This is a genomic window from Bradyrhizobium jicamae (genome assembly GCF_018130695.1).
Lineage (GTDB): Bacteria > Pseudomonadota > Alphaproteobacteria > Rhizobiales > Xanthobacteraceae > Bradyrhizobium > Bradyrhizobium jicamae_B.
The window spans coordinates 22,282-38,906 of the sequence record NZ_JAFCJX010000005.1; the positions used below are offsets into that span (position 1 = coordinate 22,282).

Below are 16,625 nucleotides of genomic sequence, written 5' to 3' on the forward strand. Positions count from 1 at the left end.
CTTTTGTTGGCGCGCCCGCAGCGCGCAGTACGGCGTGCGCCTAACGCACAAGCTCCCGCATCGCATGCTCCAGACCTTCGATCGTGATCGGATACATGCGCTGGGAGAAGATGCGGCGGATGATGGTGGTCGATTCGGAATAGTCCCAGTGCTTCTGCGCCACCGGGTTGAGCCACACCGCATGCGGATAGGTGCGGATGATGCGGTCGAGCCAGACCGAGCCGGCTTCCTCATTGACATGCTCGACCGAGCCGCCGGGCACCATGATCTCGTAAGGGCTCATCGAGGCGTCGCCGACGAACACCACCTTGTAGTCGTGCGGGTATTTATGCAGCACGTCCCAGGTCGGCGTGCGGTCGGTGAAGCGCCGCTTGTTCTGCTTCCAGACGCCTTCATAGAGGCAGTTGTGGAAGTAGAAATATTCCATGTGCTTGAATTCGCTCTTCGCAGCCGAGAACAATTCCTCGACCTGCTCGATATGCGAATCCATCGAGCCGCCGATATCGAAGAACACCAGCACCTTGACCGCATTGCGCCGCTCGGGCCGCATGTGCACGTCGAGATAGCCGTGGTTGGCGGTCTCCTTGATCGTGGTGTCGAGATCGAGTTCGTCGGGCGCGCCGGTGCGCGCGAACTTGCGGAGCCGGCGCAGCGCGACCTTGATGTTGCGGATGCCGAGCTCGACATTGCCGTCGAGATCCCTAAACTCGCGCTTGTCCCACACCTTCACGGCACGGTTGTTGCGGTTCTTCTCCTGGCCGATCCGCACGCCTTCCGGGTTATAGCCGTGGGCGCCGAACGGCGAGGTGCCGGCCGTGCCGATCCATTTGCTGCCGCCCTGGTGCCGGCCCTTTTGCTCCTCGAGGCGCTTCTTCAAGGTCTCCATGAGCTTGTCCCAGCCCATGGCCTCGATCTGCTTCTTCTCTTCCTCGGTGAGATATTTCTCCGCGAGCTTCTTCAGCCACTCCTCGGGGATTTCCGCCTTGTCCATGGCGTCGAGCAGGCTCTCCAGCCCCTTGAACACGCTTCCGAACACGCGGTCGAACTTGTCGAGATTGCGCTCGTCCTTCACCAGCGCTGCGCGCGACAAATAGTAGAAGTTCTCGACCGTCTGTTCGGCGAGATCGGCGTCAAGCGCTTCCATCAGCGTCAGATACTCCCGTAGCGTCACGGGGACCTGGGCGTCGCGCAGCGATGTGAAGAACTGCAGGAACATGTTGACTTAAATCACCCGCCTGCCCGGTGCCGTCAAGGGGCCGGCCATGCCCTGTGCCGAAATCAGCCATTCACCATGACTTAACCACCCCTGCGACGTTCCGCCCGGCGGGACGAAACGCGACGTTAAGCTGGGGCGTTGATCAGTGGAGGTATCACGACGCCAGCGGACCCGATCGACTTGCCCAACAGCAACGCCAAGCTGCCAAAACTGTTTTCGCCGAAGGCGATCGTCGCGGCCGTCGTCGCCGCGATGAGCGCCTGCGTGCTGGGGCTCCTGGTCTGGAAGGCGACCGAGGCGTACACCGCCGCGCTGGCCCAGGGCGAGCGCGACATCCGCAACCTCACCCATTCGCTGGCCGAGCACGGCTCGCATTCGATCCAGGCGATCGACGTGGCGATGGGTGCGATGGTCGATCTCCTGAAGTATCAGAAGCCGCGCGCCGACCGTTTCAACGCGGCGCTGCGCAAGACGGCCGACGCGCTGCCGCAGATCGGCGAGATCGGCGTGATCGACCCCGACGGCAACCGCGTCTACTCGTCCGCTCCGGACTTGCCGTCGCACAACAATGCCGACCGCGGATATTTCATCAGTCATCGGGACTCGACCGATCCTTCGCTGCACATCAGCGAGCCCTTGCAGTCGCGCCTGACGGGACGGCCGAGCATCGTGCTGTCCCGTCGCGTCACCCGGGAAGACGGCAGTTTCGGCGGCATCCTGTTTGCAACCATCGAGAGTAGGTATTTCGACAATTTCTACCACGCCTTCAATCTCGGCCCGCACGCCGGCATCACCCTGCTCCGCCGCGACGGCGTCGTGCTGGCGCACTGGCCGGACGGCAAATGGAGCGGTGAGATTTCGGCTGCCTTCAAGGCGCGGATCGACCAGGAAGCAGCCGGCTACACGAAAACCAAATCGCCGTTCGACGGCCGAATCAAATATCTCGGCTTCGAACGCGCCTCGCAATATCCGATCGTGGTCACCGTCGCGTTGCCGGAAGACCAGGTTCTCGCCGCCTGGCATCAGGATTTGCGCAACGACGTGTTTGTCGCGCTGATCCTGATGGCGAGCGTCGTCGGATTTGCGGTCCTGCTGTCGAAGGAGTTCGGCAGACGGACGCAGGTGGCGCACATGCTGCGTGACCGCGAGGCGCGCTATCGCCTGCTCGCGGACAACATCGCCGATATCGTGCTGCGCTACGGCCGCAACGGCAAGATCAGTTATGTTTCGCAATCCGTCGAGCCGCTGCTCGGGCTGAAGGCTGCCGACCTGATCGGCAAGCCGTGCTTCGACTTCATTCACCCCGAGGACATCCCGGCGGCCGCGAAGGCGAATGCGGAGCTGACCGACCGGACCATGACTCGCACGGTCATCTTCAGGACCCGCCACGCCGACGGATCGCTGGCGTGGATCGAGAGCAATTTCAAGCTCGCTGACGACGATGGTGAAGTTGTTGCCGTGCTGCGCGACGTCACCCAGCGTCATCAGATGGAAGATGAGCTTAACGCGCTGAACGAACGGCTCGCCGAGCTCGCCACCACCGACGGTCTGACCGGCCTCGCCAACCGCCGCACCTTCGACGCCGCATTGCCGCGCGAATATCGCGACCGGCAGCAGATCTCGGTGATCATGGCCGATATCGACCACTTCAAGGGATTCAACGACAGCCGCGGCCACCAGGCCGGCGACGAATGCCTCAAGCGCGTCGCGCGCGTGATTGGCGAGGCCACCGAGAACACCCCGGCGCTGGCGGCACGCTATGGCGGCGAGGAGTTTGCGATCATCCTGCCCGATGTCAGCGAGCAGGATGCGCTCAAGGTCGCCGAGGCGATCCGCCTCACCGTGCGCACGCTGGCGATCCCGAACCCGGCCTCGCATCGCGGCATCGTCTCGATCAGCCTCGGCATCGCCAGCCGCACGGCGGAGACGATCGACGAAGCCAAGCTGCTGCGCACCGCCGACCTCGCGCTCTATGAGGCCAAGCGCGCGGGGCGCAATTGCAGCGTGGTCGCCTCCGCACTTGACGATCATTCCGCAGGGCGGAAACAGTACGCCTGACATACTATGCGCACGCCGCGGTTCAGGGCGTCGCTGCAGCGCGGAATCCCTGCTAGACCGGCCGGCGTTTTCAACTAGAATTGAACCCGACATAGCGAATTCACGCCGGATGACCGCCGCCAGAGCGGTCGTTTCATGTGGGGCGACGGCAGCCCGGCAACCGATGACACGAAGAGAACGAGATAGATGAAATTCACGGGTACCAAGGACTACGTCGCCACCGATGACCTCAAGGTCGCCGTCAACGCCGCCATCGTGCTCGAGCGTCCGCTCCTGGTGAAGGGCGAGCCCGGCACCGGCAAGACCGTGCTGGCCGAGGAAGTCGCGAAAGCGATCGATGCGCCGCTTTTGACCTGGCACATCAAGTCCACCACCAAGGCGCAGCAGGGCCTCTACGAATACGACGCGGTGTCGCGCCTGCGCGACAGCCAGCTCGGCGATGCGCGGGTGTCCGACATCAAGAACTACATCAAGCGCGGCAAGCTGTGGGAGGCCTTCACCCACGAGAAGCGCCCGGTGCTGCTGATCGACGAGATCGACAAGGCCGACATCGAATTTCCGAACGATCTGCTGCTCGAGCTCGACCGGATGGAATTCCACGTCTACGAGACCGGCGAGACCATCAAGGCCAAGCTGCGGCCGATCGTGATGATCACCTCGAACAACGAGAAGGAATTGCCGGACGCATTCCTGCGCCGCTGCTTCTTCCACTACATCAAGTTCCCCGACGCCGACACCATGGGCCGGATCGTCGACGTGCACTTCCCCAACATCAAGAAGCGCCTGGTGGAAGAGGCGCTGCGCATCTTCTTCGAGGTGCGCGAGGTGCCGGGCCTGAAGAAGAAGCCCTCGACCTCCGAGCTGCTCGACTGGCTCAAGCTCCTGCTCAACGAGGACATCACGCCGGAGATGCTGAGGGAGCGCGATCCGCGCAAGCTGATTCCGCCGCTGCATGGCGCGCTGCTGAAGAACGAGCAGGACGTCCATCTGTTCGAGCGCCTCGCATTCCTGAGCCGCCGCGAAGTCTGATCCAGAGAATTCCAAACGCCGGGGCACTTGCTCCGGCGTTTTGCTGTCATGTCTCCAACAACAAGAAGACCAGGGAAAATGAACGTCCAAACTCAAATTCATGCCGCCGAGCCGGTCACATCTGAACATTTCGACGTCGTGATCGCGGGCGCCGGCATCTCCGGCGTCGGCGCGGCCTATCATTTGACCAAGCAGATGCCCGGCACGAGCTTCGTCGCGCTGGAGACGCAGAAGACCTTTGGCGGCACCTGGTCGACCCACCGCTATCCCGGCATCCGCTCCGACAGCGACCTGCACACCTTTGGCTACAGCTTCAAGCCCTGGACCAGCGCGCCGATCGCCTCCGCCGAGGAAATCCTGAAATACATGGGCGAGGTGATCGAGGAGAACGATCTCGCCCGCCACATCCGCTATCGGCACACCATCACTGCGGCGAGATGGTCGAGCGAGACCAATCTCTGGACCATCGACGCGACGCGGCTCGACACCGGCGAGCATCTGCGCTTCACCGCCAATTTCTTCTGGATGTGCCAGGGCTACTATCGCCACGCCGAGGGCTACACGCCGGAATGGAAGGATATGGCCAAATTCAAGGGCCCGATCGTGCATCCGCAGAACTGGCCCGAGGATCTCGACTACGCGGGCAAGCGCGTGGTCGTGATCGGCTCGGGCGCCACTGCCGCCACCTTGATCCCGGCAATGGCCAAGGATGCCGGCCACGTCGTCATGCTGCAGCGCTCGCCGACCTATTTCCGCACCGGCCGCAACGCGATCGAGATCGCGGAGGAGCTGCGCAAGCTGCAGGTGGATGAGAGCTGGATCCACGAGATCACGCGGCGAAAAATCCTGTTCGACCAAGATGCCTTCACCAGGAAGACGTTTGCCGAGCCGGAGGCCGCCAAAAAGGACCTGCTGTCGGCGGTCGAAGCCTATCTCGGCAAGGACTATGATATCGCCACCCACTTCACGCCGCGCTACCGGCCGTGGCGGCAGCGCATCGCCTTCATTCCAGATGGCGATTTGTTTCAGGGCATCAAGTCCGGCAAGGCCTCCGTCGTCACCGACGAGATCGAGCGCTTCACCGAGAAGGGCATCCTGCTCAAGTCCGGCAAGGAGCTCGAAGCCGACATCATCATCACCGCGACCGGCTTCAACCTGTCCGCCAATGGCGACATCGACTTCGAGGTCGACGGCAAGCCGCTCGACTTCAAGGAAACCGTGACCTATCGCGGCATGATGTTCACGGATGTGCCGAACCTCGTCTGGGTGTTCGGCTATTTCCGCGCCAGCTGGACGCTGCGGGTCGACCTCGTCGCCGACTTCGTCTGCCGCCTGCTCAAGCACATGAAGGAAACCGGCGTCGGCAGGGTCACGCCGCAGCTCAGGCCCGAAGACCACAACATGCCGCTGCTGCCGTGGATCGATCAGGAGAACTTCAACCCCGGCTACATGCTGCGCGGCATGCACCTGTTGCCGAAGCGCGGCGACAAGCCGGAGTGGCAGCACAATCAGGACTACTGGGCCGAGAAGGACGAGTTTCCGCTGATCGACCTCAAGGACAAGGCGTTCGTTTACGGCTGAGCTCCTTTCTTTCTTCCCCTTCTCCCCGCTTGCGGGGTCGAGACGAGCAGAGCTCGCTCTGAGAAGGTTGGGATGAGGGGGACTCTCCACGAGTCTGGTGCGCGGAGAGTCCCCCTCACCCGCATCGCATCTTCGATGCGATGCGACCTCTCCCCGCAAGCGGGGCGAGGTGAACACGGCACGCATCCCTTAGGCATACTCCTCCAGCTTCGCAGCCGCAGGCGCAGTCTTGCCGCGGATCATGTCGGAGGCCTTGTCGGCGATCATCAACGTTGCCGCATTCAAATTCGCCGAGATCATGCGCGGCATGATCGAGGCGTCGATCACGCGCAGGCCCTGCAGGCCGTGGACGCGAAGCTGGTCGTCGACGACGGCCCAGGGCGCGTCCGCCGGTCCCATCCGGCAGGTGCAGCCGGGATGGAAGGTGGTGGTGCCGCGCTCGGTCGCGGCCGCGAGGAACTCGTCGTCGCTCTGCACCTTCGGGCCCGGGAAATCCTCATAGGCGTAATACGGTTTCAGCGGCTCGGAGGCGAGCAGGCGGCGCGCCAGCTTCATGCCGGCGACGACGACGCGGCGGTCGAGCTCCTCGGCGAGATAATTGGTCTGGATGATCGGGGCTGCGAACGGATCGGCGGAGCGGATGCGGACATAGCCGCGGCTCTCCGGCCGCTGCTGCCATGAGGCAACCGTCATGCCCGGCTCGTCCTCGAGCTGGCCCTGCACGCCCTCTTTGTAGCTTGCCGGCGTGAAGGTGAGCTGCAGGTCGGAACTCTCGGCGGTCTCGCCGGAGCGCCAGAAGCAGTAGACCATGGTCGGCGACAGCGACAGCAGGCCGCGCCGCGTCGTTGCCCATTTCAGCGCCTCGACCCACAGGCTCAAGCCCCGGCGCATTTCGTTGATGGTGCGGATGTCCTTGACCCGCGCCACCGAGCGCGGCGCGTAGTGATCCTGCAGGCCCTCGCCGACACCTGCCAGCGCGTGCTGCACCTCGATGCCGTGCGACTTCAACAGATCGGGTGCACCGACGCCGGAGAGCTGCAGCAGCTGCGGCGAGTTGTAGGCGCCGCCGGAGAGGATGACCTCCTTGTTGGCGCGGATCTCGAGCGGATCGCCGTACTTGCCGCCACGGTGATAGCGCACGCCGACCGCGCGCTTGCCCTCGAGCACGATGCCGGTGACATGGGCATGGGTGCGCACGTCGACATTGGCCCGCTTGCGCGCCGGATGCAGATAGGCGGTCGCGGCGCTGACGCGCAGCCCATTCTGGATGGTGCGCTGGCAGTAGGAGACGCCCTCCTGGATCTTGCCGTTGTAATCGGGGTTGCGCGGGATGCCGAGCGAGACCGCGCCGTCCATGAAGGCCTCGCAGAGCGGGTCCTGCCAGTCCATCGTGGTGACGGTGAGCTTGCCGTCGCGGCCGCGATAGGTGTCGTCGCCCTCGCCGACCCGCCGCTCCATCCGCCGGAAATACGGCAGGATGTCCGGATAGCCCCAGCCGCGATTGCCCATCTGCGCCCAGGTGTCGAAATCCTGGCGCTGGCCGCGATTATAGATGTGGCCGTTGATCGAGGACGAGCCGCCGAGCGTCTTGCCGCGCGGCGCATAGATGCTGCGTCCGCCGGTATAGGGCCCGACCTCCTGCTGGTAGGCCCAGTTGATGCTCTTCATGTGGAAGGTCTTGATGAAGCCGGCCGGCAGATGGATGTAGGGATGCCAGTCGCTCGGCCCAGCCTCCAGCACGCAGACGCGCGCAGTACCGTCCTCGCTCAGGCGGTTGGCCAGCACGCTCCCGGCGGAGCCTGCGCCGATAATCACATAATCGAACGTTTCCATCGTCTCTTTTCTTGCGCTCGCGTCGACGTCAGCGCGCCTTTTCGTTGAGTTGATAATTCAAATGGGCCTTCACCGTCGGCCATTCGCTGGCGATGATGCTGTAAACCACGGTGTCGCGCAACGTGCCGTTGGGTGCGACCTGATGACTGCGCAGGATGCCGTCCTGCTTGGCGCCGAGGCGCTCGATGCCGCGGCGGCTCTGGTGGTTGAAGAAGTGCGTACGGAATTCCACCGCGATGCAATCAAGCGTCTCGAAGGCGTGAGTCAGCAGCAAGAGCTTGCACTGCGTATTGACCGCGCTGCGCTGTACGCGCTTGGCGTACCAGGTCGAGCCGATCTCGACACGGCGGTTCGGCGTGTCGACATTCATGTAGGTCGACATGCCCGCGATCTTGCCCTCGGCATCGAACACCGTGAACGGCAGCATGGTGCCGGCCTTCTGCAGGCCGAGCCGCCGGTCGATCTCTTTTGTCATGTTCTCCGGTGTCGGGATCGCGGTGTACCAGAGCTTCCAGAGCTCGCCGTCCTTCACGGCCTCGGTCAGACCGGCCAGGTGATCATGCGACAGCGGTTCGAGCCGCGCATGCGCGCCGCGAAGGGTGACCGATTCAAGCCAGGGCATTTCGAGATTCCTTCATGTGAGGTTCCGCCCTCACCCTAGCCGTCATTGCGAGCGAAGCGAAGCAATCCATTGCTCCGAAGACATTGGCCGCTTTCGCCCTCACGCGCACTCTCACTTGTTCAAAAAGTTCAGCGGCAGGCCGCCGCGCGGCCAGTCCATCGCGATCAGCTCGCCCTTGCCCGACAGCGTGATGTAGGCGGTCTTCAGCTCGGGGCCGCCAAAGGCGATGTTGGTGGTGACGCGGTCGCCGGTCGGCACCTGTTCGACCACGGCACCGTCGGGCGCGATCACGGAGATGCAGCCCGAGATCAGCGTCGCGACGCAGACATTGCCGCCCGCTTCCACCGCGAGCGAGTCGAACATCTGGTAGCCGCCGAGGCCCGCGATCGGTTTTCCCCGTTCACCGCGATAGATGATGTCGCGCGGCTTGATGGTGCCGGGCTCGCCGATGTCGTAGGCCCAGAGCCGCGCCGTCGGGGTTTCCGCGGCGTAGACCGTCTTCTCATCCGGCGATAGCCCGATGCCGTTCGGCGGCAGCACGCCGTGCACGGCTTCGACGACCTCCTTCATGCCGGGCTTGAGATAGTGCAACCCGCCGACATCCATCTCGCGGGGACGGCGCTTGCCGAGGTCGGTGAACCACAGGCCGCCCTGCCTGTCGAACACCAGATCGTTCGGCCCGCGCAGCGCATGCTCGCCGCATTTGCTCACGACGGTCTCGACCTTGCCGGACTGCAGGTCGACGCGCTGGATCGAGCCGCCCTGGTAGTCCTCCGGCTGCGGGCCCGGCATGATCAGATTCTTGGTCGGAATCCAGGAGAAGCCGCCATTGTTGCAGACATACATCTTGCCGTCGGGACCCAATGCCGCACCGTTCGGCCCGCCCGGCATCTTGGCGACGATCTCCTTGCGGCCGTCGGGATAGACGCGGGTCAGACGCTGGCCGCGGATCTCGACCAGGACCACCGAGCCGTCAGGCATCACCACGGGGCCTTCGGGAAACTCCAGATCGGTGGCGAGAATTTTGATATTGGCCATGGCATCCTCCCGGCTCGTTGGCTGCAGGCGGATGTCTTAGCCCCCGCGCACGCAACATGTTGGTTTGGTTCGTTATGACAAAGCCGGTTTGGCTTGCCAAGCAAGCCTCGCGCAAGGCTGCCCGGCGTTGGTGACGCACGATTGCAACCAACCGCGGTGTCATCACCCGCGCACGCGGGTGATCCAGTATTCCAGAGGCGGTTGTGATTGAGCCGAGAAGCCGCGGCGTACTGGATCCCCGCGTTCGCGGGGATGACATTGAAATATGCATCCGCATTCTCGCGACATGATTTGTCCGAGTTGTCCATCTCGTTCCGCCCTCTCTTGATAACGAGGGCGCAGGGAAGACCGGGTGCACGCCGCACCCGCGGTCTCATGCGCCATGTGCACAGAAGAAAGTGCGCGCACGAGCATACAGGTTTGGCTGAGACATCCCGGCCTTCCCTGCGCGATGGCCTTACGGCTTATACGTGCTCGCCCTGGTGAGACTCTGCGTTTGTGTCACCATCATCCGCGATCGGCTTTGGGCCTTTCGCGTGCTTGCCACCTGCATCGGGGCGGCAGGCCCACACGACTTCACCGTCCGCCTTGCGCACACACGCCTGTCGCACGCCCAGCGGCCACCGCATCTGCACCCACGTTCGTGGCGTTCGCGAGCGCCCCTCGTGTCGGGTGAGACGGGGCACATTAAACATCTGATTTGGGTCGAATGTCAAGCGCTATTCGTCGAATCGGAAGTAAATTTCTGCATTTTTATTATTCGCGCAATCGGCATTCGCCATAGTCCGTAAGGGACGCACCGGCGGAAGGGTTCCCTCCCCCCTTGCGGGGGAGGGTTAGGGAGAGGGGTGGCCACACGACGTGCTCTCGCCGTATGAGTTGCCAGGACGAGCGATTGAAGATTGCGAGCGTCATGCGCTCATCGATCATCCCGCCCGGGGCTTACCCCTCTCCCCCAACCCTCCCCCGCAAGGGGGGAGGGAGCCTGAGCAGCGTGCTCACCTCACGTCGGATGGATGGAGCGCAGCACTCACCTACCCCTTCACCGGCACCCAGATCTCCAATCCGCCATTGCCGGTCGAGGCATCGAACGTCTCGTCGTAGCGCTCGAAGTTCGGGGCGTCGGCGACTTTCAGGCCGGATTGCGGCAGCCAGTGATTCCAGATGGTGCCGACGGTGCGGCGGATGGTGGAGATGTGCTGGTCGTGGGTGAACACGACATAGGTCTGCTCGGGGATGCGCACATGGGCGAATTCGTGCGGCAGGTCGGAGAAGTCGGCGACCTCACAGCCTGCGATGTAGTCGAAATTGCCGGCATCGTCGCCGTTGCAGCAGACGCCATAGGCGACCTTGCCGACGCGGCGCGGGATGCCCTCCTGCGCGAGGTGGAAGCGGTGCCACTGGTTGGGAATCGCGGCCGTGCTGTCACCGGCGTGGTTGTAGCGCTCGCCGACACCGGCGACGAGGAAGGCTTTGCCGGTGACGGTGCGCGGCGGCTTGAGGTGATCGAGAGCGGTGGAGATCATCTTGATCGGCTCCTGAAGCTTGAGGTCATCAAGGCACGCTCCGGCGCGCACCATTTCCGGCGTGACGCCGAAATGGTCGCGGAACGCGCGGGTGAAAGCTTCGTGGGAGCCGTAATCCGCATCGAGCGCGAGGCTGAGGATATCGGGCGCGCCGCCGGCGAGCGCGCGGGCGGCCTCGCTGAGGCGGCGGGCCCGCACGTAACGCATGACGGAAAATCCCGTGACTTCCGCGAACGCCCGCACCAGATGAAAGCGCGACACGCCGGCAACGCCCGAAATCTCGTCGAGCGTCAGCGGCGCGCCGAGATGGCTTTCGATGTACCAGAGCGCTTTCTGGGCTGGATTCATGGACGACCTTCCCTTCGAAGCCCGCCCATCCTGCGCCGATGCATTGCGTGTCACTTGACTGTCCTTGCTCTTCCCTGACGGAACATATGTTCCATCAGACGGAAATTTAGCAGCAAATGTGTTGCTGATAACAGATCGCAATCGTGCATACTTCCCGCACCGACAGTCGGAAAGGCAGACAACAATGAAGATCACCGATGTCCGCGCCCACCACATCCGCATTCCCTATGACGCGGGACCTGCGAGCTTCCGCCAGGGCGCGTCCGCAATTGCGGCGCTCGACATGGTCATCGTCGAGGTCTCGACGGATTCAGGTCTGACCGGCTGGGGCGATGCGTTCGCCTATGTCTGCCCGAAGACCACCTGCAGCGCGGTGACCGAGATGATCGCACCGCAGGCGCGCGGGCTCGAGGTGACCGACATCGCCGCTGCGATGGAGCAAATCCAGCGCAATTTGCATCTGTTCGGCCGCTACGGCATCACGATGTTCGCGATCTCCGCGCTCGACATCGCGCTGTGGGATCTCGTCGGCAAGCAGAAGCGCATGCCGCTGCACGCGCTGCTCGGCGGCGCCAGGCGCACGAAGATTCCGGCCTATGCCAGCCTGATGCGGATCGGCACGCCCGAGCTGGTCGGCAGCGAATGTGCACGCGCGGTCAAATCAGGTTATGGCGCGATCAAGCTGCACGAGACCACGGTGCCTGCGGTCGAAGCCGCGCGCCAGGCGATCGGTCCGAACGTCCCCATCATGGTCGACATGAACTGTCCGCTGGATGGCCCGGCCGCGATCCGGTTCGCGCATGACTGCAAGGCGGCCGCGCCGATGTTCCTGGAGGAGCCGATCTGGCCGCCGGAGGATTTTGCAACGCTCGCCGAGGTGCGCAGGAAGGGCGGCCTCGACATCGCGGCCGGCGAGAACGCCTGCACCGTGCACCAGTTTCGCCAGATGATGAATGCAGGTGCCGTCAGCCACGCCCAGCCCTCGGTGACCAAGGTCGGCGGCGTCACCGAGTTTCAGCGCGTCGCGCAGCTCGCCGACCAGCTCGGCGTCAACATCATTCCGCACTCGCCCTATTTCGGGCCGGGCTTCCTGGCGACGCTGCACCTGATGGCGGTGCGCGACGAGGGCATGATCGAGGCCTTCTTCATGAAACGTCCGGCCTGCCTGTGGGCCGGCCGCGCCGATGCCGACGCCAATGGCGACATCGCGGTGCCGCAGGGACCGGGGCTCGGCTATGAGCCGGACCGCGAGGTGATGGAGAGATATCGGGTGCGGGACTAGCAACCGCGGAGACGGTGCGCCTTCCCTTCTCCCCTTGTGGGAGAAGGTGGCGCGAAGCGCCGGATGAGGGGTATCTCACCGCTTGCGCGATTTATCCGTGCGGAGAGATACCCCTCACCCGGATCACATCTGGCGATGTGATCCGACCTCTCCCACAAGGGGAGAGGTGCACCGAGTTCGCGGAGGGACACTCCTTACTTCGTCCCCTCCTTCGCGGCGGGTGCGGCATCCTTCGCCGCCGGCGCGTCGGCCTTCTTCTTCACATCCTCGGCGAGCTTCAGCTGCGCGGCCTGCAGCTCGGTGATGAACTTCTGCAACGCCACTACCGTGCCCTTCAGCGCCTCAATCTGCCGGTTGGCGGCGTCGAGCTTCTGCTGATGATCTGATGTCAGCTTGGTGATCGTCTTCTGCAGGAAGTCGACATTGCTCTGCAGGCAGCTGGTGCGGCGCTCCATCGTCTTCTCGACGGTGCAGATCTCGATGCCGGGGACGTCCTGCGCCCGCGCGCCGCCGGACATGTCAAGCAACGTCACAACAAACACAGCAAAACAAATGCGGGCGATCATCGGGTTCCCTCACGTCAATTGTGGCGCTCACAGCTTTGTGCGCCGCAGTCGAAAAGCGGAGTAGAGATACCATACTGAAACCGCATTCAGGCGGTGTGGTTGGCTTTATTGGGAACTTCTCGTGGGGACGGGGGGTCTTCGGAACTCTTGTTTGTTCGACCCTTGGTGGAGATTGATCGGATGGCAACGCGCGAAAAACGACTGGCTCAGTTCGATGGCTATGGCGAACCTTCGCCGGAGCAGTGCGTGGAAGTGCTTTGCGAGGATCACAGCGGAACGTATCAGCTGCCGTTCGCCTGCCGCTTTGTCGACGGCCAGTGGCGCAACCACACGACCGGCGGCGCGCTCGAGGCAAATGTCATTGCCTGGCGCAAGCCGCGCGACAAGGACGCAGGCCTCGCCCGCGTGCTGTCTCAGAACGCGACGTGAGGCCATGCGCGATTAAGGTTCGGAACGCGGCTGGAACGAACCGCGTCCGAATCACTGATTGAGCGCCGTACTCCGTTGTTCACGGCTAGATGTGGTCATCAGGCCAAGACGCCACACCACATACAGAAGGCCTACGATCGGCCGCACCCAGCGGCCGACGACGAAGGTTAATTCTTCGGCTGACGACATCGCGCTTCCTCCCAATGGTTATTTGAAATGGGTCACTTCAAATGATCATTCCCAATGATCACTCCCAGGGCGTGACCGGCGGCACCTTGTCGGTCGCAGGCTCCACGTCGACGGTCTTGAAATCGGCAGGGCTGACGATCTCGAGGTATTCCATGTCCTTGGAGTAATCGAAGAGATAGTGGGTGATGCCCGGCCGCTGATGGATGACGTCGCCGGCCTCGACCAGCGTCTCCTTGTCCTCGTACATGAAGCGGGCCCAGCCCTTGGTCATGATGACGATCTGGAATTCGCAGAGATGCTTGTGCCAGCCGGTGCCGGTCTCCGGCGGCAGATCGGGGTTGGCCTTGACCAGATGGCAGATCACCTGCCCGTTGGTGGCGTCGGCGATGCCGAGATCGCGATACAGGAAAAAGTCGCGCAGACCTCCTTCCTTGAACGCGGTATCGGCAGGTTTGACGTGGGAGAATTTGCTCAACGCGGCGTGCTGATTCATCTGGAAGCCTCCACGGTAACAGGGGTCGCGAGCACGCAGCTCAGCTAGGCGTCCAAATTTTCGGCAGCGTCGCGTCGTTGCGTTCACAGCTTGCCACTCACCATGCGAAATCCTTGCCAGTGGTGTTCCGCGGTGGTTCTCGCCCTGCGCATCGCGAGGAATCCGCCGAACGGTCCGCAAACCCGCGCGATTCCATCCATCGTGATAGCCAAAGAACTTTTGCAGTCGCGCCGCGAGCTGCGCATATCCATCGCCAACGGCTTGCTGCTTGAGCAAAGTCTGCCCGACGCTTGAGCCGCGGACTTGAAGCGCGTGCGCTGCCTAGTATTCGACCTCGAGCTCCTCGACGTCCGCAGGCTCGGCCCTGGCTGCCTCGATCCACTCCTGCATCTCCGGCATCGCCATGATGGTCCGGGTGTAGGCCGCAAGCACGGGCTCGAGCTTCACGTCGTAGGTCATGAAGCGGGTGACGACCGGGGCATACATCGCATCCGCCATGGTGCGACGTTCGCCGAACAGGAAGGGACCGCCGGACTTGGCGAGGCAGTCGCGCCAGATGGTGCAGACGCGGTCGATGTCGGCCTGGGCGCGCGACCAGATCTTGAAGCCGGGGAAATGGCCCTTGAGGTTGACCGGCAGCGAGGCGCGCAGCGTGGTGAAGCCGGAATGGATTTCGCCGCAGATCGAGCGGCAATGCGCGCGCTGCACCCGATCGTCCGGCAGCAGCCCGGCCTCCGGCATCACCTCGTTGAGATACTCGGCAATCGCCAGCGTGTCCCAGACGGTGGCGCCCTCGTGGCGGAGGCACGGCACCAGGATCGAGGACGACAGCAGCAGCAGCTCGGCCTTGGCCGAGGCGTCGTCGGGCGCGGTGATGACCTCCTCGAACTCGAGGCCGGAGAATTTGGCCAGCAGCCAGCCGCGCAGCGACCAGGACGAGTAGTTCTTGCTGCTGATGGTCAGTGTAGTCTTCGCCATGGGGCCATGTCCTCAGAACGCCTGATCGCCTGTTTTCCGACATTCCGGCCGAACCCGCCGCGGGGAGCCTCCCGCGCCATGCCCAAAGCCTGAGCGCCGGGCATATTTGCAGCAAACCACGTGCCAATTTGCCGGGCGCCCTGCCCGCGCTTTGGCGTCGATATTGCATGGCCATGCCGGCAGGGGTGGATGCGTATGATGTCGATGATGTACCAAGCCTATCAGAACCACATGGACCTGACGGCGCCATGGCGGACCGGGGCCGCGCAAGCGCTGAAGTATCTCAATCTGGTCCCCCAGGGCGTCTCGGACCGGGCGTTCGGGCGGCTTTCGGCCGCGCTCGAGCTGATCTCGCGTTCCAGCCTGACCTATCACCGTCCCGACTACGGCATCGGCAGCGTGATGGTCGGCAATCGCGAGCAGGAGGTCACCGAGGAGATCGCCTACGCCACCCCGTTCGGCTCGCTGCTGCATTTCAAGAAGCCCGGCGCGCCGGAGCAGCCACGGCTTTTGCTGGTCGCCCCGATGTCCGGACATTTCGCCACCCTGCTCCGCGGCACCGTCAAGACGCTGCTGCAGGACCACGACGTCTACATCACCGACTGGCACAATCCGCGCGACATCCCGCGCGGCGAGGGCCGCTTCGGGCTGGAGGACTATACCGACCATCTGATCGACTTTCTCGGCCAGATCGGGCCGCGCGCGCATATGGTGGCGATCTGCCAGCCCTCGGTGTCGGCGCTGGCGGCGGCCGCCGTGATGTCGGAGGACAATCATCCGGCGCGGCCGGCCTCGCTGACGCTGATGGCCGGCCCGATCGACACGCGGATCCAGCCGACCAAGGTCAACGAGTTCGCCAAGAGCAAGCCGATCAAATGGTTTGCCGACAATCTGATCAACTTCGTGCCGGTGCAGTGCAAGGGCGCGTTCCGCAAGGTCTATCCCGGCTTCGTGCAGCTCACCGCCTTCGTGTCGATGAATCTGGAGCGGCACATCAAGCAGCACATCGACCTCGCCCAGCACATCGCCAAGGGCGAGACCGACAAGGCCGAGCTGATCAAGACGTTCTATGACGAGTATTTCGCCGTGATGGATCTGCCGGCGGAGTTCTATATCGAAACCGTGCGCGACGTATTTCAGGAGCACCTGCTGCCGCAGGGCCAGCTGATGCATCGCGGGCGCCCGGTGAACCCCGCCGCGATCAAGCGCATGGGCCTGATGACGGTCGAGGGCGAGAAGGACGACATCTGCTCGATCGGCCAGACCTTGGCGGCGCAAGACCTCTGCACCGGCGTGCGCACCTATCGCAAGGTGCACCACATGCAGGCGGGCGTCGGGCATTATGGGGTGTTCTCCGGCAAGCGTTGGAACAACGAGATCTACCCGCTGCTGCGGGATTTTGTGCATGTGAATTCGTGAGGGCTCTTGCTTCACCTC

16 protein-coding genes are annotated in these 16,625 nt (G+C 63.5%); 7 read left to right on the top strand and 9 right to left on the bottom strand.

The window, feature by feature from the left end; genetic code table 11:
* Positions 1–40: 40 nt before the first annotated feature.
* Positions 41–1,216, bottom strand: a complete 1,176-nt coding sequence (locus JQ604_RS08490) for a vWA domain-containing protein (RefSeq protein WP_212355357.1) — start codon at positions 1,214–1,216, stop codon at positions 41–43.
* A gap of 180 nt (positions 1,217–1,396) precedes the next feature.
* On the opposite strand from JQ604_RS08490, the gene JQ604_RS08495 reads away from it, so the two are divergent.
* From JQ604_RS08495 to JQ604_RS08505, 3 genes are all read left to right on the top strand, one after another.
* The gene (locus tag JQ604_RS08495; RefSeq protein WP_249158137.1) at positions 1,397–3,274 is read left to right on the top strand and encodes a diguanylate cyclase; all 1,878 of its coding nucleotides are present in this window, start codon (positions 1,397–1,399) and stop codon (positions 3,272–3,274) included.
* Between the two features lie 186 nt (positions 3,275–3,460).
* On the top strand, positions 3,461–4,303 hold the full coding sequence (locus JQ604_RS08500; protein ID WP_212355359.1) for an AAA family ATPase: 843 nt from the start codon (positions 3,461–3,463) through the stop codon (positions 4,301–4,303).
* Positions 4,304–4,381: 78 nt separating this feature from the next.
* Positions 4,382–5,884: a flavin-containing monooxygenase gene (locus JQ604_RS08505; RefSeq protein WP_212355361.1), complete on the top strand. Its 1,503-nt coding sequence runs from the start codon at positions 4,382–4,384 to the stop codon at positions 5,882–5,884.
* Between the two features lie 189 nt (positions 5,885–6,073).
* Here the strand turns inward: JQ604_RS08505 and JQ604_RS08510 are convergent, their stop codons facing one another.
* The 4 genes from JQ604_RS08510 to JQ604_RS08525 form a co-directional block, all read right to left on the bottom strand.
* Positions 6,074–7,717 carry a GMC family oxidoreductase gene (locus JQ604_RS08510; protein WP_212355363.1) on the bottom strand — a complete coding sequence of 548 codons (1,644 nt, stop codon included), beginning with the start codon at positions 7,715–7,717 and terminating at the stop codon, positions 6,074–6,076.
* Positions 7,718–7,745: 28 nt separating this feature from the next.
* Complete coding sequence (locus JQ604_RS08515) at positions 7,746–8,339, bottom strand: GNAT family N-acetyltransferase (protein WP_212355365.1); 594 nt, start codon at positions 8,337–8,339, stop codon at positions 7,746–7,748.
* A 111-nt stretch (positions 8,340–8,450) separates the two neighbouring features.
* The gene (locus JQ604_RS08520; RefSeq protein WP_212355367.1) at positions 8,451–9,377 is read right to left on the bottom strand and encodes an SMP-30/gluconolactonase/LRE family protein; all 927 of its coding nucleotides are present in this window, start codon (positions 9,375–9,377) and stop codon (positions 8,451–8,453) included.
* Positions 9,378–10,411: 1,034 nt separating this feature from the next.
* Complete coding sequence (locus JQ604_RS08525; protein ID WP_212355369.1) at positions 10,412–11,251, bottom strand: AraC family transcriptional regulator; 840 nt, start codon at positions 11,249–11,251, stop codon at positions 10,412–10,414.
* A gap of 184 nt (positions 11,252–11,435) precedes the next feature.
* Between JQ604_RS08525 and JQ604_RS08530 the strand changes: the two genes are divergently transcribed.
* A complete protein-coding gene (locus JQ604_RS08530) occupies positions 11,436–12,533 on the top strand; it encodes a mandelate racemase/muconate lactonizing enzyme family protein (protein WP_212355377.1) in 1,098 nt (365 codons plus the stop codon).
* Positions 12,534–12,727: 194 nt separating this feature from the next.
* Here JQ604_RS08530 and JQ604_RS08535 read toward each other — a convergent pair whose 3' ends face one another.
* A complete protein-coding gene (locus tag JQ604_RS08535) occupies positions 12,728–13,099 on the bottom strand; it encodes a hypothetical protein (RefSeq protein ID WP_212355379.1) in 372 nt (123 codons plus the stop codon).
* 180 nt (positions 13,100–13,279) lie between these two features.
* On the opposite strand from JQ604_RS08535, the gene JQ604_RS08540 reads away from it, so the two are divergent.
* Entirely contained in the window at positions 13,280–13,528 is a 249-nt protein-coding gene (locus JQ604_RS08540) for a hypothetical protein (protein WP_212355381.1), read from the top strand.
* A gap of 51 nt (positions 13,529–13,579) precedes the next feature.
* Here JQ604_RS08540 and JQ604_RS08545 read toward each other — a convergent pair whose 3' ends face one another.
* Entirely contained in the window at positions 13,580–13,717 is a 138-nt protein-coding gene (locus JQ604_RS08545; protein WP_212355384.1) for a hypothetical protein, read from the bottom strand.
* Between the two features lie 58 nt (positions 13,718–13,775).
* Positions 13,776–14,210: a cupin domain-containing protein gene (locus JQ604_RS08550; protein ID WP_212355386.1), complete on the bottom strand. Its 435-nt coding sequence runs from the start codon at positions 14,208–14,210 to the stop codon at positions 13,776–13,778.
* A 132-nt stretch (positions 14,211–14,342) separates the two neighbouring features.
* Here JQ604_RS08550 and JQ604_RS08555 point away from each other — a divergent pair, with 132 nt between their 5' ends.
* Positions 14,343–14,504: a hypothetical protein gene (locus JQ604_RS08555; RefSeq protein WP_212355388.1), complete on the top strand. Its 162-nt coding sequence runs from the start codon at positions 14,343–14,345 to the stop codon at positions 14,502–14,504.
* 27 nt (positions 14,505–14,531) lie between these two features.
* Here JQ604_RS08555 and JQ604_RS08560 read toward each other — a convergent pair whose 3' ends face one another.
* Complete coding sequence (locus JQ604_RS08560) at positions 14,532–15,188, bottom strand: glutathione S-transferase (RefSeq protein ID WP_212355390.1); 657 nt, start codon at positions 15,186–15,188, stop codon at positions 14,532–14,534.
* Between the two features lie 195 nt (positions 15,189–15,383).
* On the opposite strand from JQ604_RS08560, the gene JQ604_RS08565 reads away from it, so the two are divergent.
* A complete protein-coding gene (locus JQ604_RS08565) occupies positions 15,384–16,607 on the top strand; it encodes a polyhydroxyalkanoate depolymerase (protein WP_212355922.1) in 1,224 nt (407 codons plus the stop codon).
* Positions 16,608–16,625 lie beyond the last annotated feature (18 nt).

Coding starts and splice junctions, on each gene's coding strand:
- JQ604_RS08560 (WP_212355390.1), bottom strand. CDS start 15,188: ATGGCGAAGACTACACTGACCATCAGCAGCAAGAACTACTCGTCCTGG.
- JQ604_RS08565 (WP_212355922.1), top strand. CDS start 15,384: ATGATGTCGATGATGTACCAAGCCTATCAGAACCACATGGACCTGACG.
- JQ604_RS08505 (WP_212355361.1), top strand. CDS start 4,382: ATGAACGTCCAAACTCAAATTCATGCCGCCGAGCCGGTCACATCTGAA.
- JQ604_RS08500 (WP_212355359.1), top strand. CDS start 3,461: ATGAAATTCACGGGTACCAAGGACTACGTCGCCACCGATGACCTCAAG.
- JQ604_RS08540 (WP_212355381.1), top strand. CDS start 13,280: ATGGCAACGCGCGAAAAACGACTGGCTCAGTTCGATGGCTATGGCGAA.
- JQ604_RS08525 (WP_212355369.1), bottom strand. CDS start 11,251: ATGAATCCAGCCCAGAAAGCGCTCTGGTACATCGAAAGCCATCTCGGC.
- JQ604_RS08550 (WP_212355386.1), bottom strand. CDS start 14,210: ATGAATCAGCACGCCGCGTTGAGCAAATTCTCCCACGTCAAACCTGCC.
- JQ604_RS08510 (WP_212355363.1), bottom strand. CDS start 7,717: ATGGAAACGTTCGATTATGTGATTATCGGCGCAGGCTCCGCCGGGAGC.
- JQ604_RS08520 (WP_212355367.1), bottom strand. CDS start 9,377: ATGGCCAATATCAAAATTCTCGCCACCGATCTGGAGTTTCCCGAAGGC.
- JQ604_RS08545 (WP_212355384.1), bottom strand. CDS start 13,717: ATGTCGTCAGCCGAAGAATTAACCTTCGTCGTCGGCCGCTGGGTGCGG.
- JQ604_RS08535 (WP_212355379.1), bottom strand. CDS start 13,099: ATGATCGCCCGCATTTGTTTTGCTGTGTTTGTTGTGACGTTGCTTGAC.
- JQ604_RS08490 (WP_212355357.1), bottom strand. CDS start 1,216: ATGTTCCTGCAGTTCTTCACATCGCTGCGCGACGCCCAGGTCCCCGTG.
- JQ604_RS08515 (WP_212355365.1), bottom strand. CDS start 8,339: ATGCCCTGGCTTGAATCGGTCACCCTTCGCGGCGCGCATGCGCGGCTC.
- JQ604_RS08530 (WP_212355377.1), top strand. CDS start 11,436: ATGAAGATCACCGATGTCCGCGCCCACCACATCCGCATTCCCTATGAC.